This window comes from uncultured Streptococcus sp., from assembly GCF_963545685.1.
Classification (GTDB): Bacteria; Bacillota; Bacilli; order Lactobacillales; family Streptococcaceae; genus Streptococcus.
Window position 1 is genome coordinate 1 of sequence record NZ_CAUUKN010000035.1, and the last position, 16,855, is coordinate 16,855.

16 protein-coding genes are annotated in these 16,855 nt (G+C 40.3%); 4 read left to right on the forward strand and 12 right to left on the reverse strand.

Features of this window, described 5'->3' with window-relative positions; translation table 11 throughout:
* Window positions 1–47: 47 nt before the first annotated feature.
* Window positions 48–866, reverse strand: a complete 819-nt coding sequence (locus RWZ99_RS06860) for a Cof-type HAD-IIB family hydrolase (RefSeq protein WP_314677302.1) — start codon at window positions 864–866, stop codon at window positions 48–50.
* Window positions 859–1,653, reverse strand: a complete 795-nt coding sequence (locus tag RWZ99_RS06865; protein ID WP_314677305.1) for an HAD family hydrolase — start codon at window positions 1,651–1,653, stop codon at window positions 859–861. The genes RWZ99_RS06860 and RWZ99_RS06865 overlap by 8 nt, the downstream gene beginning before the upstream one ends.
* Before the next feature lie 182 nt (window positions 1,654–1,835).
* Between RWZ99_RS06865 and RWZ99_RS06870 the strand changes: the two genes are divergently transcribed.
* Genes RWZ99_RS06870 through RWZ99_RS06880 form a run of 3 tightly spaced genes read left to right on the forward strand, consistent with a single transcriptional unit; the run spans window position 1,836 to window position 3,719 of the window.
* Entirely contained in the window at window positions 1,836–2,213 is a 378-nt protein-coding gene (locus RWZ99_RS06870) for a GntR family transcriptional regulator (protein ID WP_314677307.1), read from the forward strand.
* A gap of 4 nt (window positions 2,214–2,217) precedes the next feature.
* Complete coding sequence (locus tag RWZ99_RS06875; RefSeq protein WP_314677309.1) at window positions 2,218–2,916, forward strand: ABC transporter ATP-binding protein; 699 nt, start codon at window positions 2,218–2,220, stop codon at window positions 2,914–2,916.
* 11 nt (window positions 2,917–2,927) lie between these two features.
* On the forward strand, window positions 2,928–3,719 hold the full coding sequence (locus RWZ99_RS06880; RefSeq protein ID WP_314677311.1) for an ABC transporter permease: 792 nt from the start codon (window positions 2,928–2,930) through the stop codon (window positions 3,717–3,719).
* Window positions 3,720–3,775: 56 nt separating this feature from the next.
* Here RWZ99_RS06880 and RWZ99_RS06885 read toward each other — a convergent pair whose 3' ends face one another.
* The 10 genes from RWZ99_RS06885 to RWZ99_RS06930 form a co-directional block, all read right to left on the reverse strand.
* Entirely contained in the window at window positions 3,776–4,705 is a 930-nt protein-coding gene (locus RWZ99_RS06885; RefSeq protein ID WP_314677312.1) for an ATP-binding cassette domain-containing protein, read from the reverse strand.
* Window positions 4,698–5,783, reverse strand: a complete 1,086-nt coding sequence (locus RWZ99_RS06890; RefSeq protein WP_314677314.1) for an ABC transporter ATP-binding protein — start codon at window positions 5,781–5,783, stop codon at window positions 4,698–4,700. Before RWZ99_RS06890 ends, RWZ99_RS06885 begins: the two co-directional genes overlap by 8 nt.
* Before the next feature lie 9 nt (window positions 5,784–5,792).
* On the reverse strand, window positions 5,793–6,719 hold the full coding sequence (gene oppC, locus RWZ99_RS06895) for an oligopeptide ABC transporter permease OppC (protein ID WP_314677316.1): 927 nt from the start codon (window positions 6,717–6,719) through the stop codon (window positions 5,793–5,795).
* Window positions 6,719–8,212 carry an ABC transporter permease gene (locus RWZ99_RS06900; protein WP_314677318.1) on the reverse strand — a complete coding sequence of 498 codons (1,494 nt, stop codon included), beginning with the start codon at window positions 8,210–8,212 and terminating at the stop codon, window positions 6,719–6,721. Before RWZ99_RS06900 ends, oppC begins: the two co-directional genes overlap by 1 nt.
* Before the next feature lie 60 nt (window positions 8,213–8,272).
* Window positions 8,273–10,243 (reverse strand): peptide ABC transporter substrate-binding protein, encoded by a 1,971-nt coding sequence (locus RWZ99_RS06905; protein WP_314677321.1) that lies wholly within the window; start codon window positions 10,241–10,243, stop codon window positions 8,273–8,275.
* Window positions 10,244–10,425: 182 nt separating this feature from the next.
* Entirely contained in the window at window positions 10,426–12,396 is a 1,971-nt protein-coding gene (locus tag RWZ99_RS06910) for a peptide ABC transporter substrate-binding protein (protein WP_314677323.1), read from the reverse strand.
* 236 nt (window positions 12,397–12,632) lie between these two features.
* Window positions 12,633–13,616 carry a phosphate acetyltransferase gene (gene pta, locus RWZ99_RS06915; protein ID WP_314677325.1) on the reverse strand — a complete coding sequence of 328 codons (984 nt, stop codon included), beginning with the start codon at window positions 13,614–13,616 and terminating at the stop codon, window positions 12,633–12,635.
* Window positions 13,617–13,627: 11 nt separating this feature from the next.
* On the reverse strand, window positions 13,628–14,527 hold the full coding sequence (locus RWZ99_RS06920; RefSeq protein ID WP_314677327.1) for an RluA family pseudouridine synthase: 900 nt from the start codon (window positions 14,525–14,527) through the stop codon (window positions 13,628–13,630).
* The gene (locus RWZ99_RS06925; protein ID WP_314677330.1) at window positions 14,524–15,360 is read right to left on the reverse strand and encodes an NAD kinase; all 837 of its coding nucleotides are present in this window, start codon (window positions 15,358–15,360) and stop codon (window positions 14,524–14,526) included. The genes RWZ99_RS06920 and RWZ99_RS06925 overlap by 4 nt, the downstream gene beginning before the upstream one ends.
* Window positions 15,335–16,006: a GTP pyrophosphokinase family protein gene (locus RWZ99_RS06930; RefSeq protein WP_314677332.1), complete on the reverse strand. Its 672-nt coding sequence runs from the start codon at window positions 16,004–16,006 to the stop codon at window positions 15,335–15,337. Before RWZ99_RS06930 ends, RWZ99_RS06925 begins: the two co-directional genes overlap by 26 nt.
* A 95-nt stretch (window positions 16,007–16,101) precedes the next feature.
* On the opposite strand from RWZ99_RS06930, the gene RWZ99_RS06935 reads away from it, so the two are divergent.
* Entirely contained in the window at window positions 16,102–16,677 is a 576-nt protein-coding gene (locus tag RWZ99_RS06935) for a CYTH domain-containing protein (RefSeq protein WP_314677334.1), read from the forward strand.
* The last annotated feature ends 178 nt before the right edge of the window (window positions 16,678–16,855 follow it).

Consider the following 16,855-nt stretch of genomic DNA (forward strand, 5'->3'; position numbering starts at 1 on the left):
TTTCCTCTTGTCCAAATAATCGATCAAATAGACCCATCTGGTTCTCCTTATTTCTCTAGAATGTATTTATGGATGGCCTCAGCCACTCCAGATTCTTCATTTGTTTTTGTCGTTACAGCCTTAGCAACAGCCTTAACCTTAGGAACACCATTCGCCATCGCAACACCCAGACCAGCCCACTCTAACATGGTCAAATCATTTTCTTCATCTCCCATAGCCATGACTTGACTTCTATCAAGAGCAAGATAATCAGTCAAGAGTCTCAAACCTACAGCTTTATGAACACCCTTGGGCATAACCTCTAGGATAATTTCGCGAGACTTAAAGACCTCAAACGCTTGGTATAGATGGTCAGGTAGTTTTTCAATTTGGGCATCCAAAAACGCTTCCTCACAGACCGTAACTACCTTATTATAGACGATATCTTGCGGAATGTCATCAATGCTATCCACATCAACAAAAGTCAAAGTAGGATTAGCCTGACGATAGAGCGAATGATTCCCTTTACTAGGCACCCCATAGACAATGCCATCACTAAGAACATCCATAGGGAGTCCCAGAGGTTCAAAAATAGCATAAATCTGCTTTAAATCATCTCGGGTCATCTCTTTCTTGATTAAGATATCACCGTTATTACGCTGAACCAAGCCACCATTGAAGGTTACGCTATAGTGCTTGTCATCTAACAAACCCAAATCTTCCAAGACATGATTAATAGCTGCAAGGGGACGACCAGTTGTGATGACCACATGAACCCCCTTAGCTTCGGCTGCCTTAAGAGCAGCTCTATTGTCAGCAGTCACTTGCTTATCCTTGGTAAAGAGCGTCCCATCCAAATCTAAGGCCAACAATTTAATCTCAGACATCTGCACCTACCAATCCTTCCATGTAGTCAAAGACTGCACCGTCTTTATGGTGACCAATCACCTCATCTGCTACGGCCTTAATCTCATCACGTGCATTTTCCGTAGCAACCGCACGCCCTGCAAATGTCAGCATCTCCATATCATTGAGATTATCACCAAAGGCAACGACATCTGAAGCCTGACGCCCCAACTCTTGACAAAGATGGTAAAGTCCAAATCCCTTGTCTACACCTTTTAGGATAATATCCATAGAATCAAAGCCAGTAGTTACAGCTGTCATATCCTCAAAAATCGTATTGAGATAGTCACCACTTTCCATGATGGTATTCCCTTGAAACTTAGCAGTTACCTTGAAAATATCATCTGTGACCGTTTCAAGGTCTGTTGCCATGACATTTTCATAGTAGCGTTCCATGGCCTTAAGATAGGCTGGATCTGCATCTCCTGGAGCATAGGCACCACGACGTCCTGACAAAAGAATTCCCTCACAAGTTGGTAAGGCTAAGGTCGTCTCTGCAATTTCCAAATAATCTTTAGGTTCTAGCTTAGACTCAAACAAAACTTCACCCTTATACTGAACCAAGGCCCCATTTTCCGCAATAATAGCAATACGGTCTACAAATCCATCGAATAACTCTTCCAAAGCTAAGAGAGCTCGACCAGAAGCTACTGTAAAGACAAAACCTTTAGCTTCACAAGCATCCAAAAACTTATCTAAACGAGCCTTATCATAAGCACCAAGGTGGTCCAAAAAAGTACCATCCATATCTGTCGCTAAAATATTCAAAATAATCTCCCTTCAGGTCGAATATACTTGTCCCTATTGTACCAAAAATAAGGATATAAGTTAGGGAAAAGCCAAAGAAATTAGAGAAAATATAGTATTTCACTTGCAAATTATGCTTTTAAGTTGTATCATTACTATAGTACAAAAATAATGTAATGATATTTCCTAGAAAGGAGTCTCTTATGGCTTGGACATTTGATGAAAAATCACCAATCTATCTCCAAATCGCCTATCGTGTCAAACTGAAGATAGCTTCCAAAGAATTAAGTATGGGACAACAACTTTTGCCCGTGAGAGAGTTTGCTCAAGAAGCTGGAGTCAATCCCAACACCGTACAAAGAGCCTTCCAAGAACTTGAAAAAGAGGGATTGGTCTATTCTGCTCGTACGTCTGGTCGCTTCGTTACAGAAGATGAGAAACTCATTGATCAAAAACGACACGAGATTGCTCAAAGTCTCATGAAAAACTTTGTCACTGAGATGACAGCCATTGGTTTTAGCTCACCTGAAATCAAGACTATCATCACTGACTACATCGAACAAACAGGAAAGGACTCATAGACCAATGACTGATATTGTAACTCTAACAAATCTCACCAAGACCTATAATGGTATTCCAGCCCTTAGAGATGTGACCATGTCCATCCCGTCAGGAAAAATTGTTGGCCTTTTAGGTCCAAACGGTAGTGGTAAAACAACCCTAATCAAAATTTTGAACGGCCTCCTTCAACCCACTTCTGGTTTAGTGACCATTAATGGATTACAGCCGTCACCTATCACTAAGGCGCAAGTGGCTTATTTGCCTGACACAACCTATTTAGATGAAAGTAAGACAATCCAGTACTACTTGGATTTCTTCCAGGATTTTTACGCTGACTTCCGCTATCCTCTTGCCTTGCAACTCTTGGAGGATCTAAAGCTTCAGCCTGATTTGCGCCTTAAAGACCTTTCAAAAGGTAACAAAGAAAAAATTCAGTTGATTTTGGTAATGAGTCGTGAGGCTAAACTCTATCTTCTTGATGAACCTATTGGTGGGGTCGATCCTGCATCACGTGACTATATCCTTAAAACTATCATCAACCAATACTCTGAAGATGCTTCTGTTATTATTTCAACCCATTTGATTGCAGACATTGAATCTGTCCTAGATGAAGTTGTCTTCTTAAAATACGGTCAGATTGAACTTCAAGGCGACGCAGATAATATCCGTCAAGCCAATGGTAAGTCCATTGACAAACTCTTTAGAGAGATGTTCCACAACTAGGAGGTAAGAGCATGTTTTGGAATTTAGTTAAGTATGAATTACAATCAGTCCGCAAGTGGTATCTTGGCATCTATGGTATTGCCATCCTACTCTCTATTCCCTTAGGCTTAATGCTTCACAAATTACTTTTCACCTATGAACACAGTAACGAAGAACCTAGTCTACTCTTTTTTGCTTTCTTCACACTGATGGTTTTTGCTACCATTATTGTATGGGGAACCATTTATATAGCGACAATAGTCCTTATTATTAGACACTTTGCAAAGACTATCTTTGGGAGAGAAGGCTATCTAACCAATACACTCCCAGTTTCTGCCCACCAATTGATCTTATCGAAACTTTTTGTAGCCTTTATTTTAAATACGATTTCTAGTCTCGTTGTACTCGCTTCGATTGCTATTATAGCCGCATTTAACGTAGACTTAAAAGATTTCCTACTGATTACGAGCAACTTTGGACAGCTCCTAAAAGAAATGGGTTCCCTTTACCTCTTCATCCCTTCTACCATTTTAGGAACAATTAGCAGTATCCTATTCTATTACCTCTGTATTAGTATCGGAAACCTCTTCAACACTAACAAAGTGCTTATGGGATTTGTCGCTTATTTCGCCATTCAGGCCATCCTATTCTTTATTGGTTTCTTCTTTGGAATCGGTGCAGCTTTAGCTTTGACCGGAGATGCAACAAATACTGTCATTAATAACTCGTCATATATTTTTAGTCTAGTTCAGTCTCTTATTCTCATCGCAGCAAGTTACTTCGGTACCTACTATATCATGACAAAGCGCTTAAATTTGGACTAAAGAAGAAAAACCGTGTTCCTTTTTGGAACACGATTTTTTTTTTGCATTGAAAAGACTTACCTACTTTGTTCTTTACGATAAGTCTCAATTTCTGACTTGTTACCCCAAACGAAGTGACCTGGACGTACTTCAACCATTTCTGGTTTATCAACCGAATAGTCGTGTTGGTTTGGATCATAAACCTTCAAGACTTTCTTACGTTCCAAGATTGGGTCTGGAATAGGAACAGCAGACAAGAGTGACTTGGTGTAAGGGTGGATAGGATTGTTGTAGAGTTCTTCTGTCTCAGCAACTTCCACGATTGTCCCCTTATAGATAACAGCGATACGGTCAGAAATGAAACGTACCACTGACAAGTCATGAGCGATAAAGAGATAGGTCAATCCCAAATCTTTTTGGAATTTCTTAAGCAGGTTTAAAACTTGGGCACGAACTGACACGTCAAGGGCTGAGATTGGTTCGTCAGCGATAACCAAATCAGGCTGCATGACCAAAGAACGCGCAATCCCGATACGTTGACGTTGTCCCCCAGAAAATTCGTGCGGATAACGTGTCAAGTGCTCTTCAAGAAGTCCTACTTCTTTGATGATTTCCTTGATTTTAGCCTTACGTTCTTCCTCATCTTTATAAAGATGGAAATTGTACAAGCCCTCAGACAAGATATAATCGACTGTTGCACGTTCATTCAAACTAGCTGCAGGGTCTTGGAAAATCATCTGGATACGACGGATAAGGTCGTTTTTCTCAGAGTGAGTTAAGCGTCCATTGATTTTCTTACCATCAAAAATAATCTCACCATTACTTGTCTCATTTAAACCAATAATGGCACGTCCAATAGTAGTTTTACCACTACCAGACTCACCAACGAGGGAGAAGGTTTCACCCTTGTTGATGAAAAAATTAGCATTGTGGACAGCAACGAATTTCTTGCTTCCTTCACCGAAGGAAATCTCCACATCTTTTACTTCAACTAACTTCTCAGGCATTGCCTTCCTCCTCATCTCCTAAATGTGCAAATCCCATATTAGCTCGGATTTTTTCATGTAGATTTTGGATAACCGCAGGTTTATCAACTTTTGGCGCATCCTCATGTAAGAGCCAGGTCTTAGCCCAGTGAGTATCTGAAACTTGGAATTGTGGTGCTTTTTCCTCAAAGTCAATCTGCAAAGCATAATCCGAACGCAAGGCAAAGGCATCCCCAACAACTGGTGTATAAAGTGATGGTGGCGTCCCTGGAATTGAGAAGAGTTCACCCTTATCGTCAGCCAATTGTGGCAGGCTTGAAAGCAAGCTCCACGTATATGGATGACAAGGCTCATAGAAAATTTCCTCAACAGTTGCGTATTCAATGATTTCGCCAGCATACATAACAGCAACCTTGTCCGCGATACTTGCTACGACACCAAGGTCATGGGTAATGAAAATGACTGAGAAACCATACTCCTCTTTGAGTGATTTCAAGAGGTCAATGATTTGAGCTTGAATGGTCACATCAAGGGCAGTCGTTGGTTCATCACAGATAAGGACATCAGGATGACAAGCCAAGGCAATGGCAATAACGATACGTTGACGCATCCCACCAGAGTATTGGAAAGGATATTCATTGAAACGTTTTTCAGCATCCGGAATACCAACCTTATCCATATAATCGATGGCCATTTTTTTAGCTTCCTTGGCTGATTTGCCTTGGTGCTTGACAATAACTTCAACAATTTGACTTCCGATAGTCTTAATTGGATCAAGACTGGTCATTGGATCTTGAAAGATAGTTGCAATCTTAGCTCCACGGATAGGTGCCCAATCTTGGTGACTCTTAAACTTAGTCAAGTCTTTGCCACGATAGTCGATAGATCCACTGGCTACACGGCCATTTTCTTCCAGCATCCCTGTAAAAGTTTTGGTCAACACTGATTTCCCTGAACCAGACTCACCAACCAAGGCTAGAACTTCACCTTCAACCAAATCAAGAGAAACCCCTCGAATAGCTGTCAAAACACGGTCACGAACGTCAAATTCCACGACGATATCGCGAGCCGATAATATTACATTTTTATTTTCTGTCATATTGGACTCCTATCTATGCGTACGTGGGTCACTGGCGTCCGCCAAGTTTTGACCGACAATAAAGAGAGAGAGAGAAACGAGAATCAAGGTAGTCAATGGAATCCAGAAGAGATAAGCATTAACAGTAACGTTCTGTGCATAGTCTGAAATCAAACGACCAAGACTAGGCGTCGTAACGGGAAGCCCCAAACCAAAGTAGGAAAGGAAGGCCTCGTAAGAGATAAATCCTGGTAAGAGCTGACTAGCCATGGTCACGATAACTGACACAAGTTGTGGCATGATATTTTTAATCACAATCTTAGCAGTTGGTGTTCCCAAAGTACGAGAAGCCAAGTTATACTCCAAATCACGGTAACGCATAATTTGAATACGGATTGTGTAGGCAATACCAATCCAACCTGTTATGGTCATGGCAAAAATCATATTCCAGAAACCAGCACCCAATGAGTAAGTCAAGACGATAACCACAAGGAGAGCAGGAATATTTGAGATGATGTTGTAGATTTCCATCATAATCATATCGAAGGTCTTAGAAATCCCCCAAACGGCACCTACAAGCAAACCAATAAGAACATTAAGGAAGGTAGCGATAACAGCAATAAGGATAGAATTACGAGCTCCAAACCAAACACTGTCAAACAGAGATTTACCATTACTGTCAGTACCGAACCAGTATTGAGCGTTTGGATGTAAGTAACGCAAACTGAAATCATTTACTTTTGAGACATCATTGAAGTCAAATTTAGAGAACATTGGGTAGATGAAACTCATCAAAACGATGGCAATCAAGATTCCCAACATTACAATTGTTGATTTCTTTTTAAAGAATTGACGCATCACTGATTTCCAGTATGAATAAGCCGGTGCATCAATTGTTTCAGAGGCAAAATCATCGCGCTTTACAAATTGGAACTTACTTTTATCAATTGAAGCCATTATTTACCTCCTTTAGATGTCAATTTGATACGTGGGTCAATAATAGTCATAAGGATATCACCCACAAGCAATGAGAAGACGGTGAGGGCTGTGAAAATAAATACCAGACCAACAACCATAGCATTATTAGAAGCACGAACAGAGTCGATCAACATTTTACCCATACCAGGGTAGGCGAAGATTGTTTCTGTCAAGGTTGCCCCTGTGATAACCCCAACAATAGATGCTGGAATTCCTGAAACCAAGGAAACCATCGCATTCTTGAAAATGTGTTTGTTGGAAATTTCTTGTTCTGACAAACCTTTAGCACGTGCAAAACGAACGAAGTCTTGTGATTGCAAGTCAATCATGTAACGACGAATCCAAATCGCAAGACCTGGTGTTGACAAGAGACCGAGAATAACAGATGGCAAGACGTAAGAACGCCAGTCACCCGCACCCAAGATAGGGAAGGAATCAGGTAGACCAATCTCAGAACCAATCAAGCGAATGATATATACCAAGGCAATCGTTGGTAGAGAGAGCAAGAAAGTCAAGACACCTGTTGACACACTATCAAAGAGTGTGTTTTTAAAGCGTGCCATGTAAGATCCCAATGGAATCGCTAAAGCATAAGACAAGAGCAAACCAATCAAACCAGCAATGGCAGAGCTTGCCAACATTGATGGGTATTGATAGCGGTTCTTAGTAGATGTGTACGGATCATCGCCAAAGTAAGAACGATCTCTAGCGTCAGCCTGACTAGGTGATTTATAAGTACGAGAATAGATATCTACTGAAGATATTCTCTTACCAGTAGGGAAGTTGACCTCAGAGCTTTTTGTTTGACCTTGACCTTGGGTAATAACATCAAGAACACCTTGCTCAGCATAAGTTGGGTATGAAGTTCCAAGATTCATCTTCACAAAGTTTTGGTGAACAAATGGGAACTGACTGTTAAAGTAAAGCAAATATTTGTGCTTAGTCCCTGAACCAACAACTGACCAACCAATAGCTGGGTCATTTTCAATACGGATATAACGCTTCAAGTTTGGATTCGTTTTATCTTTAACCCATCCAGTATGGTCAAATTCAAAGAGGTTCTTGTAGAATTCAAACACACGTTCAAGTACTGGCACATCACGTGTCGCATAGAATTGCTTACTTTGTTTGAACTGATGCAAACGCCAGCCATTTCCCAAACTATCCACATATTTTTGGTAGATAGCTCTATTGGCTTCTGTTGGCTTAGTTGTTACCGACTTATCAAGTGTGCTGGCTTTCTCCTGCAACTCCTTGGTGTCATAGTAATCAATGTACCCCATACGTTCAAAGATTGTATTTTCATAGTTTGTCTTAGAATCAGCTGTTTTTGCAATCTTATTGTAGTTAGGGTCCTGTCTGAAAATCAGACGCCTCGGCACCATGGTATAGATAATCGTATAGGTCAAGGCCGTCACGACAAATATTGACAATAGAGAACGGAGGGTTCTCAATAAAATGTATTTTTTCATGTCTCTTCCTTTAATTCTAAAAGAACTTTCCCAATCAAATGAGAAAGTTCCATCGTCCTTTTATTTAACGTGTTTCTCAAGGTCTTTTTGAGCTTCTTCGTTGGACTTAGACTTTTCTTTAAGCCAGTTTTCACGGGCTTTATCATAGTTTTTCTTAGTGACAACATCTTTTTGAGGTTCAAGATACTTGAAGTATCGGTCAGAACCCTTAGGTCCTACTTGAGAGTAGGCACCTGAGAACGGTGTCAAACGCGCTACCATTGGAGCAGCACCTTTATTAACCATAAGTGGCATAAAGAGTGAGCTGTCTGCCAACCAAGCTTGTGCTTCAGCATAACGTTCATAACGTACATTGAGGTCGCTTGTTTCCTTAGCTGCATTATCAACCAAAGCATCATAGTCTTTAAGACCTACTTGAGCTGCTGCTGCATTGTTAGGATCGTCAAATCCCATGTAAGTTTTTGTGTTCTCACTAGCTGTTGTTTTGAAGATATCGAGGAATGTTGATGGGTCTTCGTAGTCAGGAGCCCAAGCTACTGAGATATTGATATCCCAGTCTTCTGCCGCTGCATTAGCTGCATACAATGTGCTATTTAGAAGATCATCTTGAGACATTTGATTAACATCTACCACGACATTTTCTTTACCTAGTGTTTTTTCAACAGATTGTTTCAAAGATTGTGCACGTGCAACCGTTGATTTAGCTGCTTGGTCAACTGGAAGGTCCAAGTGAATTGGGAATTGAACACCTTCTGCTTGAAGAGCTTCCTTAGCTTTGTTAAATTCAGCCTTCGCTTTATCAGCATTGAAGATACCATCTTGACTGTCTTTAAAGTCAACACCTGACCACTCGTCACCATATGAAGCCATCTTTTCAGTTACCAAATCGCCGAATGACTTGTCTCCAGCATAAACGAAGTCTGGTTTCACGAGTAGGTTACGAACCGCTAGGGCTGCCCCCTTCTCACCATTAAGCTGTGCTGAATAAGCTGTACGGTCAATAGCGAAGTTAACTGATTGACGGAAGTCCTTGTTAAGAAGAGCTTTCTTAGTTGAGTCTTTCTCAGCATCTGTCTTCTTAGAAGTATGATTGTAAGACTGACGGTCAATATTAACACCAACACCACCAATATCCGCAGAAGGTTGTGTATAGAAGATATTATCTTTATATTGTTTTTCTACTGAATCAAAGTTTGAGCTTGTTGGATAGAGACGTGCTTGACTATAAGCTCCGTCAGTGAAATTACGGACAAGCGATTCTTGGTCAGAAGCGTCGTAGAAAGATAATTTAATGCCATCAAAGTGAACATTTTTCTTATCCCAATAGTTTTCATTTTTAGCCAACTCGATAGATGATTTAGCTGTCAATGACTTAAGGATGTATGGACCATTATAGAGGATAGATGATGGATCTGTTGATTTACCAAAGCTATCCCCTTTTGACTTAAGAAACTCTTCATTTACAGGCCAGAAGAGAGAATAAGTCATCTTAGAATTCCAGTAAGGTTCTGGTTGCTTAAGGGTATACTGAAGTGTGTAATCATCAATAGCTTTAACGCCAACTTTAGAAAAGTCTTTATCAGTACCCTCAAAATATTCAGCAAGACCTGCTACTGAATCTTTTGCCAAGTAGATTGACTCGGTCTTTTTATCAGCAGCATGCTTAAGCCCTGTTACAAAGTCTTTGGCTGTCACTTCCGCATACTCTTCACCATCTGAAGTATACCATTTAACTCCCTTACGAAGTTTGTAAGTATAAGTTAAACCATCAGCTGAAACTGTCCAATCCTTGGCAATAGAAGGTACCAAGTTCCCATATTTATCGTTTTCCAAAAGGCCGTCGACACCATTTGTTACAGCATCAGTCGTTGAACCTTTATTTGAAATAAGGTAATCCAATGTTTCAGGATCAGCAGTATAAACATAGTTATAAGTATTGCTTGAAGTGTTTGATTTTGATGAACAAGCCACTAAAACCCCAACACTTAGAAGCGATACACCCGCAAGGGCCAACCATTTACTTTTTTTCATAAGCATTCTCCAAAAAATCTTTTTTTATGCACCAACATTATACCATAAAAAATAAGATGAGTACAATTTTCAGAATATTTTGTCTTATGCTGGCTTTCTCACAATTATACCCCTTATGAACACTAGGAATTAGCCCCTTTTTTGACAAAAGAAAAAGGCAATTTGCCTTTTCCTCAAGTTTATTATTTAACGTGATTCTCAAGATCTTTTTGAGCTTTTTCGTTAGATTCTTTCTTTTCTTTAAGCCATTTTTCACGACTCTGTTCATATTCTTTCTTAGTAACTACTTTTTCTTGTGGTTTCACATATTTGAAGTAGTCTGCTGAGCTTTTATCACCCACCTGTGTATAAGCACCTGTAAATGGCGTCAAGCGTGAGATAACTGGTGCTGCACCATTACCAACAGTCAATGGAATGATAAGCGAGCTGTCCTCCAACCATGCTTGAGCTTGAGCATAACGGTCGTAACGAACATTAAGGTCACTTGTTTCTGAAGCTGCTGAATCGAGCAAGGCATCATAGTCTTTGAGGCCTACTTGAGCCGCTGCCGCATTATTTGGATCATCATAACCCATGAAAGTCTTGGTGTTTTCACTTGAAGTTGTCTTAAAGATATCAAGGTAGGTTGATGGATCTTGATAGTCTGGACTCCAAATAACTCCATTTGAAATATCCCAGTCTTCTGCTGCTGCATTTGCCGCATTAAGGGTTGCATTTTGCATATCATCAGATGACAATTGGTTAATATCAATTACGACATTCTCGCTACCCAATGATTTTTCAATGGTTTGTTTCAAAGACTGAGCTTTAGAAACGTTGAGTTTTGCAGTTTGGTCAACTGGAAGGTCTAAGTGAATTGGGAATTGAACACCTTCTCCTTGAAGAGCCTCTTTGGCTTTGGCAAACTCAGTCTTAGCTTTTTCAGCATTGTAGAGACCATCTTGGCCATCAGCAAAATTGACACCTGACCATTCATCCCCATATGAAGACATTTTCTCTGTAACAAGATCTCCGAAAGTCTTATCACCTGCACTCACAAAATCATAAGGCACAAAGAGATTACGAAGAGCGAGGGCTGCACCATCTTTACCGTTAACTTGTGATTGATAAGCCGTACGGTCAATGGCAAAGTTAATTGCTTGACGGAAGTCTTTATTTAAAAGAGCTTTCTTAGTTGATGTCTTTTCAGCATCCGTTTTCTTAGCTGAGAATTTATAGCTTTGGCGGTCAATGTTTACACCAATAGCTGATGTCCAGGCACCTGGTGCTGTGTAATAAATATTGTCTTTATATTTCTTCTCTACAGAAGCATAGTTTGAACTCGTTGGGAAGACACGAGCCACACTATAGGCACCATCAGTGAAACCACGTTCTTGAGCCTCTTGATCCGAACCATCATAATATGACAGTTTGATGGCATCAAAGTGTACATTTTTCTTGTCCCAATAATTTTCATTCTTAGTCAACTCAATCGATGATTTAGCTGTCAAAGATTTGAGAAGGAAAGGTCCATTATAGAGGATAGAGGTTGGGTCTGTTGATTTACCAAAATCTTTTCCTTTACTCTTTAGAAAGTCTTCATTTACTGGGAAAAGCAAACCATAGGTTGTCTTAGAGTTCCAGTATGGTTCGGGTTTCTTAAGCGTGTACTGCAAAGTATGGTCATCAATTGCCTTGACACCCACACTCGCGAAATCTTTATTGGCACCAGAGAGATAGTCAGACAAGCCAGCAATAGAATCTTGAACCAAATAGAGAGCACCTGCTTTGGCATCTGCAGCATGTTTAAGGCCCGTTACAAAGTCCTTAGCAGTAACATCGGCGTACTCTTCACCATCAGAAGTATACCATTTAACCCCTTTACGGATTTTATAGGTATAAGTAAGACCATCTTGAGACACAGACCAGTCTTCAGCTACTGAAGGGACAAGATTACCATATTTGTCTGCTTCCATAAGTCCATCTACACCATTAGTCACAGCAGTTGTTGTAGGTCCCGTATTTGATGTAATATAATCCAGGGTTTCTGGATCCGAATTATAAATGTTACCATAAGTAGTTCCGCTAGTGCTTGACTTAGATGAACAAGCCACTAACACACCAACACTAAGAAGTGCGACACCTGCTAGGGCCAACCATTTGCTTTTTTTCATAAAAATTCTCCAAAAAAATATTTTATAACTTTATTATAGCATAAATAATCAAGTATCATAGCTTTTAAATTAATCTTTTGAAAGCTGAAATCATTTGCCTAAAGTTGATAAATGCTGTACTAGCCCATATATCAAGTGTTTTTAGTCACTTAATACGATTTATTTTTAATCAGCAACCATGCATAAAACGAAAAAGATCTAACATCTTGGTCAGACCTCTGTTTTTTTTGACAAAATTAGTTATTAAGAACTTGAGCAGCTGTGATAATAGCTAAGTTGTAAATATCTTCAGCACTAGCACCACGAGAAAGATCGTTTACTGGTTTATTAAGACCTTGTAAGATTGGTCCGATAGCTTCGAACATTCCCAAACGTTGGGCAATCTTATAACCGATATTACCGGCCTGCAAGCCAGGGAAGACAAAGACATTAGCATGTCCTGCTACGTCACTATCTGGAGCCTTAATAGCTGCTGTTGCTGGAACAAATGCTGCATCGAACTGCAACTCACCATCAATAGCCAAGTCAGGACGCATTTCTTTAGCAATTTTTGTTGCTTGAACAACCCTGTCAACTTTTGGTGATTTAGCAGAACCTTTTGTTGAGAAGCTAAGCATCGCCACTTTAGGATCAATACCAAAAACTTTAGCTGTTTCGGCAGTATTAATAGCAATTTCTGCCAATTCTTGAGAATTTGGTTCAATATTGATAGCACAGTCGGCAAACACCAAACGATGATCGGTATTTTCACGGTTCATAAGGAAGACACCTGATGTACGAGAAATACCAGGTTTTGTTTTGATAATTTGAAGGGCAGGACGAACGGTATCCGCTGTTGAGTGAATCGCACCTGAAACCATTCCATCTGCTAAACCAAGTTTAACTAACATAACACCAAAATAGTTGACATCACGAAGCAACTTTTCCGCATCTTCCATTGTCGCTTTCCCTTTACGGACTTCAACAAATTTTTCCTTCATTTCCTCGAAATCTTCATAGGTTTCAGGATTAATAATAGTATAGGTAAAGTCTGCAAAACCAAGATCATTCAAGATTTTGTGAACCTCTGCTGGGTCTCCCAAAATAATAGGATCAACCAATCCTTCAAATTTCAAACGGGCAGCTGCACGAACCACACGGTCGTCATTACCCTCAGGGAAAACAATCTTAACACCTTTCCCTGAAATATGTTCACGAAGTTCACCAAATAGACTACGCATAAAAAAATTCCTCAATCAATCTTTTTAGTTTGTAAGTTCATGATAACGGTTTCAAAATCATCTGTCAAGGAAGATGCATGGACCATCTCTTTTTTGGTGAAAGGATCAACAAATGCAAGACGGTGACAATGCAAAGCCTGGCGCTCAATTCCATAGTCTAGAGAACCACCATAAAGGTCATCTCCCAAAAGTGGGAGTCCCAAGTGAGCAAAGTGGACACGAATCTGGTGAGTACGTCCAGTATGCAAATTGATATCAACCAGTTTAACCCTACCATAATCACCTACCAAACGATAACTAGTGTGGGCATATTTCCCCGATTCATGGACGCGTCGAGTGATAATAGAATCCACATCTCGCGCAATCGGTGCAATGATTTCACCCTGTTGCTCAAGTTTGGTGTCTCCTTCAACCAAGGCATAGTAATGTTTCTTGATAGACTTCTGTTGTAACTGTTTATCCATACGAGCATGTGCGTAACCATGCTTGGCAAACATCATGAGACCAGAGGTGTCCTTATCCAAACGTGTCACGATATGGACACGCTGGTTGGGATAATTGTTGCTGACAAAGTGATGTTTGACAAAATTAGCCATGGTATTATCATGGTTAACACTTGGAATACTAGCATAGCCATAGGGTTTATTAATCACCAAAAAGTTATCATCCTCATAGACTATATCCAAGTCAAAAGGAATTGGCTTTAGGGTTTCATGCGGTGCCTCATCAGGAATTTCTATGGCAACCACGTCTCCCTCATGGACAGGATAAGTTGCAAACTGCTCCTCACCATTGACCCAGATATGACCACCCTCAAACTTAATCTTGGCCAGAAGTCCTTTTGAAATATCGTGCTCCTTCAAAAAGGTCTTCACTCGACATGAACGTCCTACAGTAAATTCATATCTCATTCTTCCAGGTCTCCAATAAAGGATTCACGGACCCGTTCCCAAAAACTAGTGTGGCTAGCACTAGCCACAAACGAAATCTTACGTTGGTCAATCGAAAATTCTACCTTTTTCACATTACGGTTGGTATAGGTCTTATTATCAACTGACAGAGTGTAGCTCCCCATTCGAGTAGGATAGACAGTAATCTTCTCATGTTTTGGCACGATGAGTGGACTACCTAAGGTACGGTAAACACGATTATTAAGACTAGCAATTTCTGTCAACTGTAAGGCTTCAATAGTGGGATGAAGTACCGCACCCCCCAAAGATTTATTGTAGGCGGTTGAGCCCGTAGGCGTCGATACAGATAACCCATCTCCACGGAAGCTCTCAAACAGGACATCATTAAGGCAAACATCTGCCGCCATAGTCTTCTCGTTACGCTTAATTGCTGCTTCATTGAGGGCAATAGACGTGAAAGAGCGCCCATCAGCCAAGGTTAAGGTGACATTTAAAAGAGGGTAGGAAATCTTAGCTCCATTATCCTTACGCAGGGTTTCAATTAATTGATCCACTTCACTATCCAAGTAATCTGTATAAAAACCTAAATGCCCCGTGTGAATCCCCACAAAACGGACACGAGAGAGCTCTTTTTCATACATGTGGAAAGACGATAGCAACATGCCATCACCACCAATAGAGATAATCACATCAGGATTTTTCTTAGTCAAATAAAAATCAGGGTCATCTCGAAAGGCATTAAAAAGTTTTGAGGCAACACGCCTGCTTTGAGGTTTGCCATTGGCAATAATAGCTACCTTCATCTTATCAGAAAAGGTCTTCATCTGTGTCATCACTATTTCCTACACTATCTTTCAAAGTTCTGTTGATTGGATCAAAGAGCAATTGGGCTTCTCTAATGTCATCTCGTATCTTACGCATTTCTTCGTCAAGCTCATAAGCCATACGGGCTGTAGTTTCCAAGCGAAGTTTAATCTCCTCTGGAAAATTTCCCTGATACTTATAATTAAGGGAATGTTCAATGGTGGCCCAAAAGTTCATAGCCAAAGTCCTGATCTGAATCTCAGCCAAAATTTCCTTACGACCATCAATGGTATCAACCGGATAGGACACGATAACATGGTAAGAGCGGTAACCCGAGTGTTTACGGTTCCTAATATAATCACGCTCTGAGACTATGGTCATATCACTACGGTGACGCAGAAGACTCAAGACCTCATCCACATCATCAACAAATTGAACCATAATACGCAGTCCTGCAATATCTTGCATATCCTTTGCTAAATTCTCAACAGACAGACCACGCAAGGCAATTTTCTCTTCAATGGAAGCCACTGACTTCACACGTCCCGTCACAAACTCAATAGGCGAGTGACGATTTTGCTTACGAAATTGTTTACGAATACCTCGGAGCTTAATTTTGAGCTCACCTACAGCCTGAATATAAGGGTCTAAAAATTGTTCCCAATCCATGGTCAAGATAGGACTCCTCCTTGTCAAAAGCTTTAGTTTTTTATAAAATAAATACAATCTGTTATATTATACCACATTTAAAAGAACAAGGGAGGACACACATGAACCATTTAGAGATAGAGTACAAGACTCTGCTCACCAAAGACGAGTACAATCGTTTAGCAGTGCTTTTCTCCCATGTAACACCTGTTACGCAAACCAACTACTACATTGATACACCCCGAAGTGACATGAGGAATAAAAAGTTGTCTTTGCGTATCAGAACCCTTCCCACTCATGGTGAGCTGACCTTGAAAATTCCGGAAAAGGTCGGAAATATGGAATACAACGTCACCATGGACTGTGCAGAGGCTAAGGCTATGACCAAGTCTCTTGACTTCCCTGATTGCCAAATCAGGTCCATTCTTCTGGAACGTGGGGTTAAGTTAGAGGACCTAACCATCCTCGGACATTTAACCACAACCCGTCGTGAATACCAGACCAATATTGGTCTCATGGCACTTGATGTCAATGTCTATGCTGACAAGAAAGACTATGAGCTTGAGTTGGAAGTTTCAGATGCCGAGAGAGGTAAAGATGACTTTGATGCCTTTCTTAAGGAAAATAATATTGACTTTAAGTATGCAAAGAGTAAGGTTGCACGCTTTATAGCAACCCTAAAGCGAGATAAAGACTAGTTGTAAAACGTGATTTATAGAAATTCCGCTAATCATTTTTGATGCCTTCCAAGGCGGACCTTCCACCGTGAAAAAGTCTATAAAAACCATTTACTTCAATTTAAGACAAGGATTAAGCCTTGTCTTTTTATTTGAAAAAAACAGTAAAAAAGCGCAAAAAATCACTTCCTGTGCTATA

Bases quoted from the DNA above. Each gene is read 5' to 3' on its own strand.
- RWZ99_RS06910 (WP_314677323.1), bottom strand. From the start codon at position 12,396: ATGAAAAAAAGCAAATGGTTGGCCCTAGCAGGTGTCGCACTTCTTAGT.
- RWZ99_RS06890 (WP_314677314.1), bottom strand. From the start codon at position 5,783: ATGACAGAAAATAAAAATGTAATATTATCGGCTCGCGATATCGTCGTG.
- RWZ99_RS06885 (WP_314677312.1), bottom strand. From the start codon at position 4,705: ATGCCTGAGAAGTTAGTTGAAGTAAAAGATGTGGAGATTTCCTTCGGT.
- RWZ99_RS06880 (WP_314677311.1), top strand. From the start codon at position 2,928: ATGTTTTGGAATTTAGTTAAGTATGAATTACAATCAGTCCGCAAGTGG.
- pta (WP_314677325.1), bottom strand. From the start codon at position 13,616: ATGCGTAGTCTATTTGGTGAACTTCGTGAACATATTTCAGGGAAAGGT.
- RWZ99_RS06900 (WP_314677318.1), bottom strand. From the start codon at position 8,212: ATGAAAAAATACATTTTATTGAGAACCCTCCGTTCTCTATTGTCAATA.
- oppC (WP_314677316.1), bottom strand. From the start codon at position 6,719: ATGGCTTCAATTGATAAAAGTAAGTTCCAATTTGTAAAGCGCGATGAT.
- RWZ99_RS06875 (WP_314677309.1), top strand. From the start codon at position 2,218: ATGACTGATATTGTAACTCTAACAAATCTCACCAAGACCTATAATGGT.
- RWZ99_RS06860 (WP_314677302.1), bottom strand. From the start codon at position 866: ATGTCTGAGATTAAATTGTTGGCCTTAGATTTGGATGGGACGCTCTTT.
- RWZ99_RS06905 (WP_314677321.1), bottom strand. From the start codon at position 10,243: ATGAAAAAAAGTAAATGGTTGGCCCTTGCGGGTGTATCGCTTCTAAGT.
- RWZ99_RS06870 (WP_314677307.1), top strand. From the start codon at position 1,836: ATGGCTTGGACATTTGATGAAAAATCACCAATCTATCTCCAAATCGCC.
- RWZ99_RS06920 (WP_314677327.1), bottom strand. From the start codon at position 14,527: ATGAGATATGAATTTACTGTAGGACGTTCATGTCGAGTGAAGACCTTT.
- RWZ99_RS06925 (WP_314677330.1), bottom strand. From the start codon at position 15,360: ATGACACAGATGAAGACCTTTTCTGATAAGATGAAGGTAGCTATTATT.
- RWZ99_RS06935 (WP_314677334.1), top strand. From the start codon at position 16,102: ATGAACCATTTAGAGATAGAGTACAAGACTCTGCTCACCAAAGACGAG.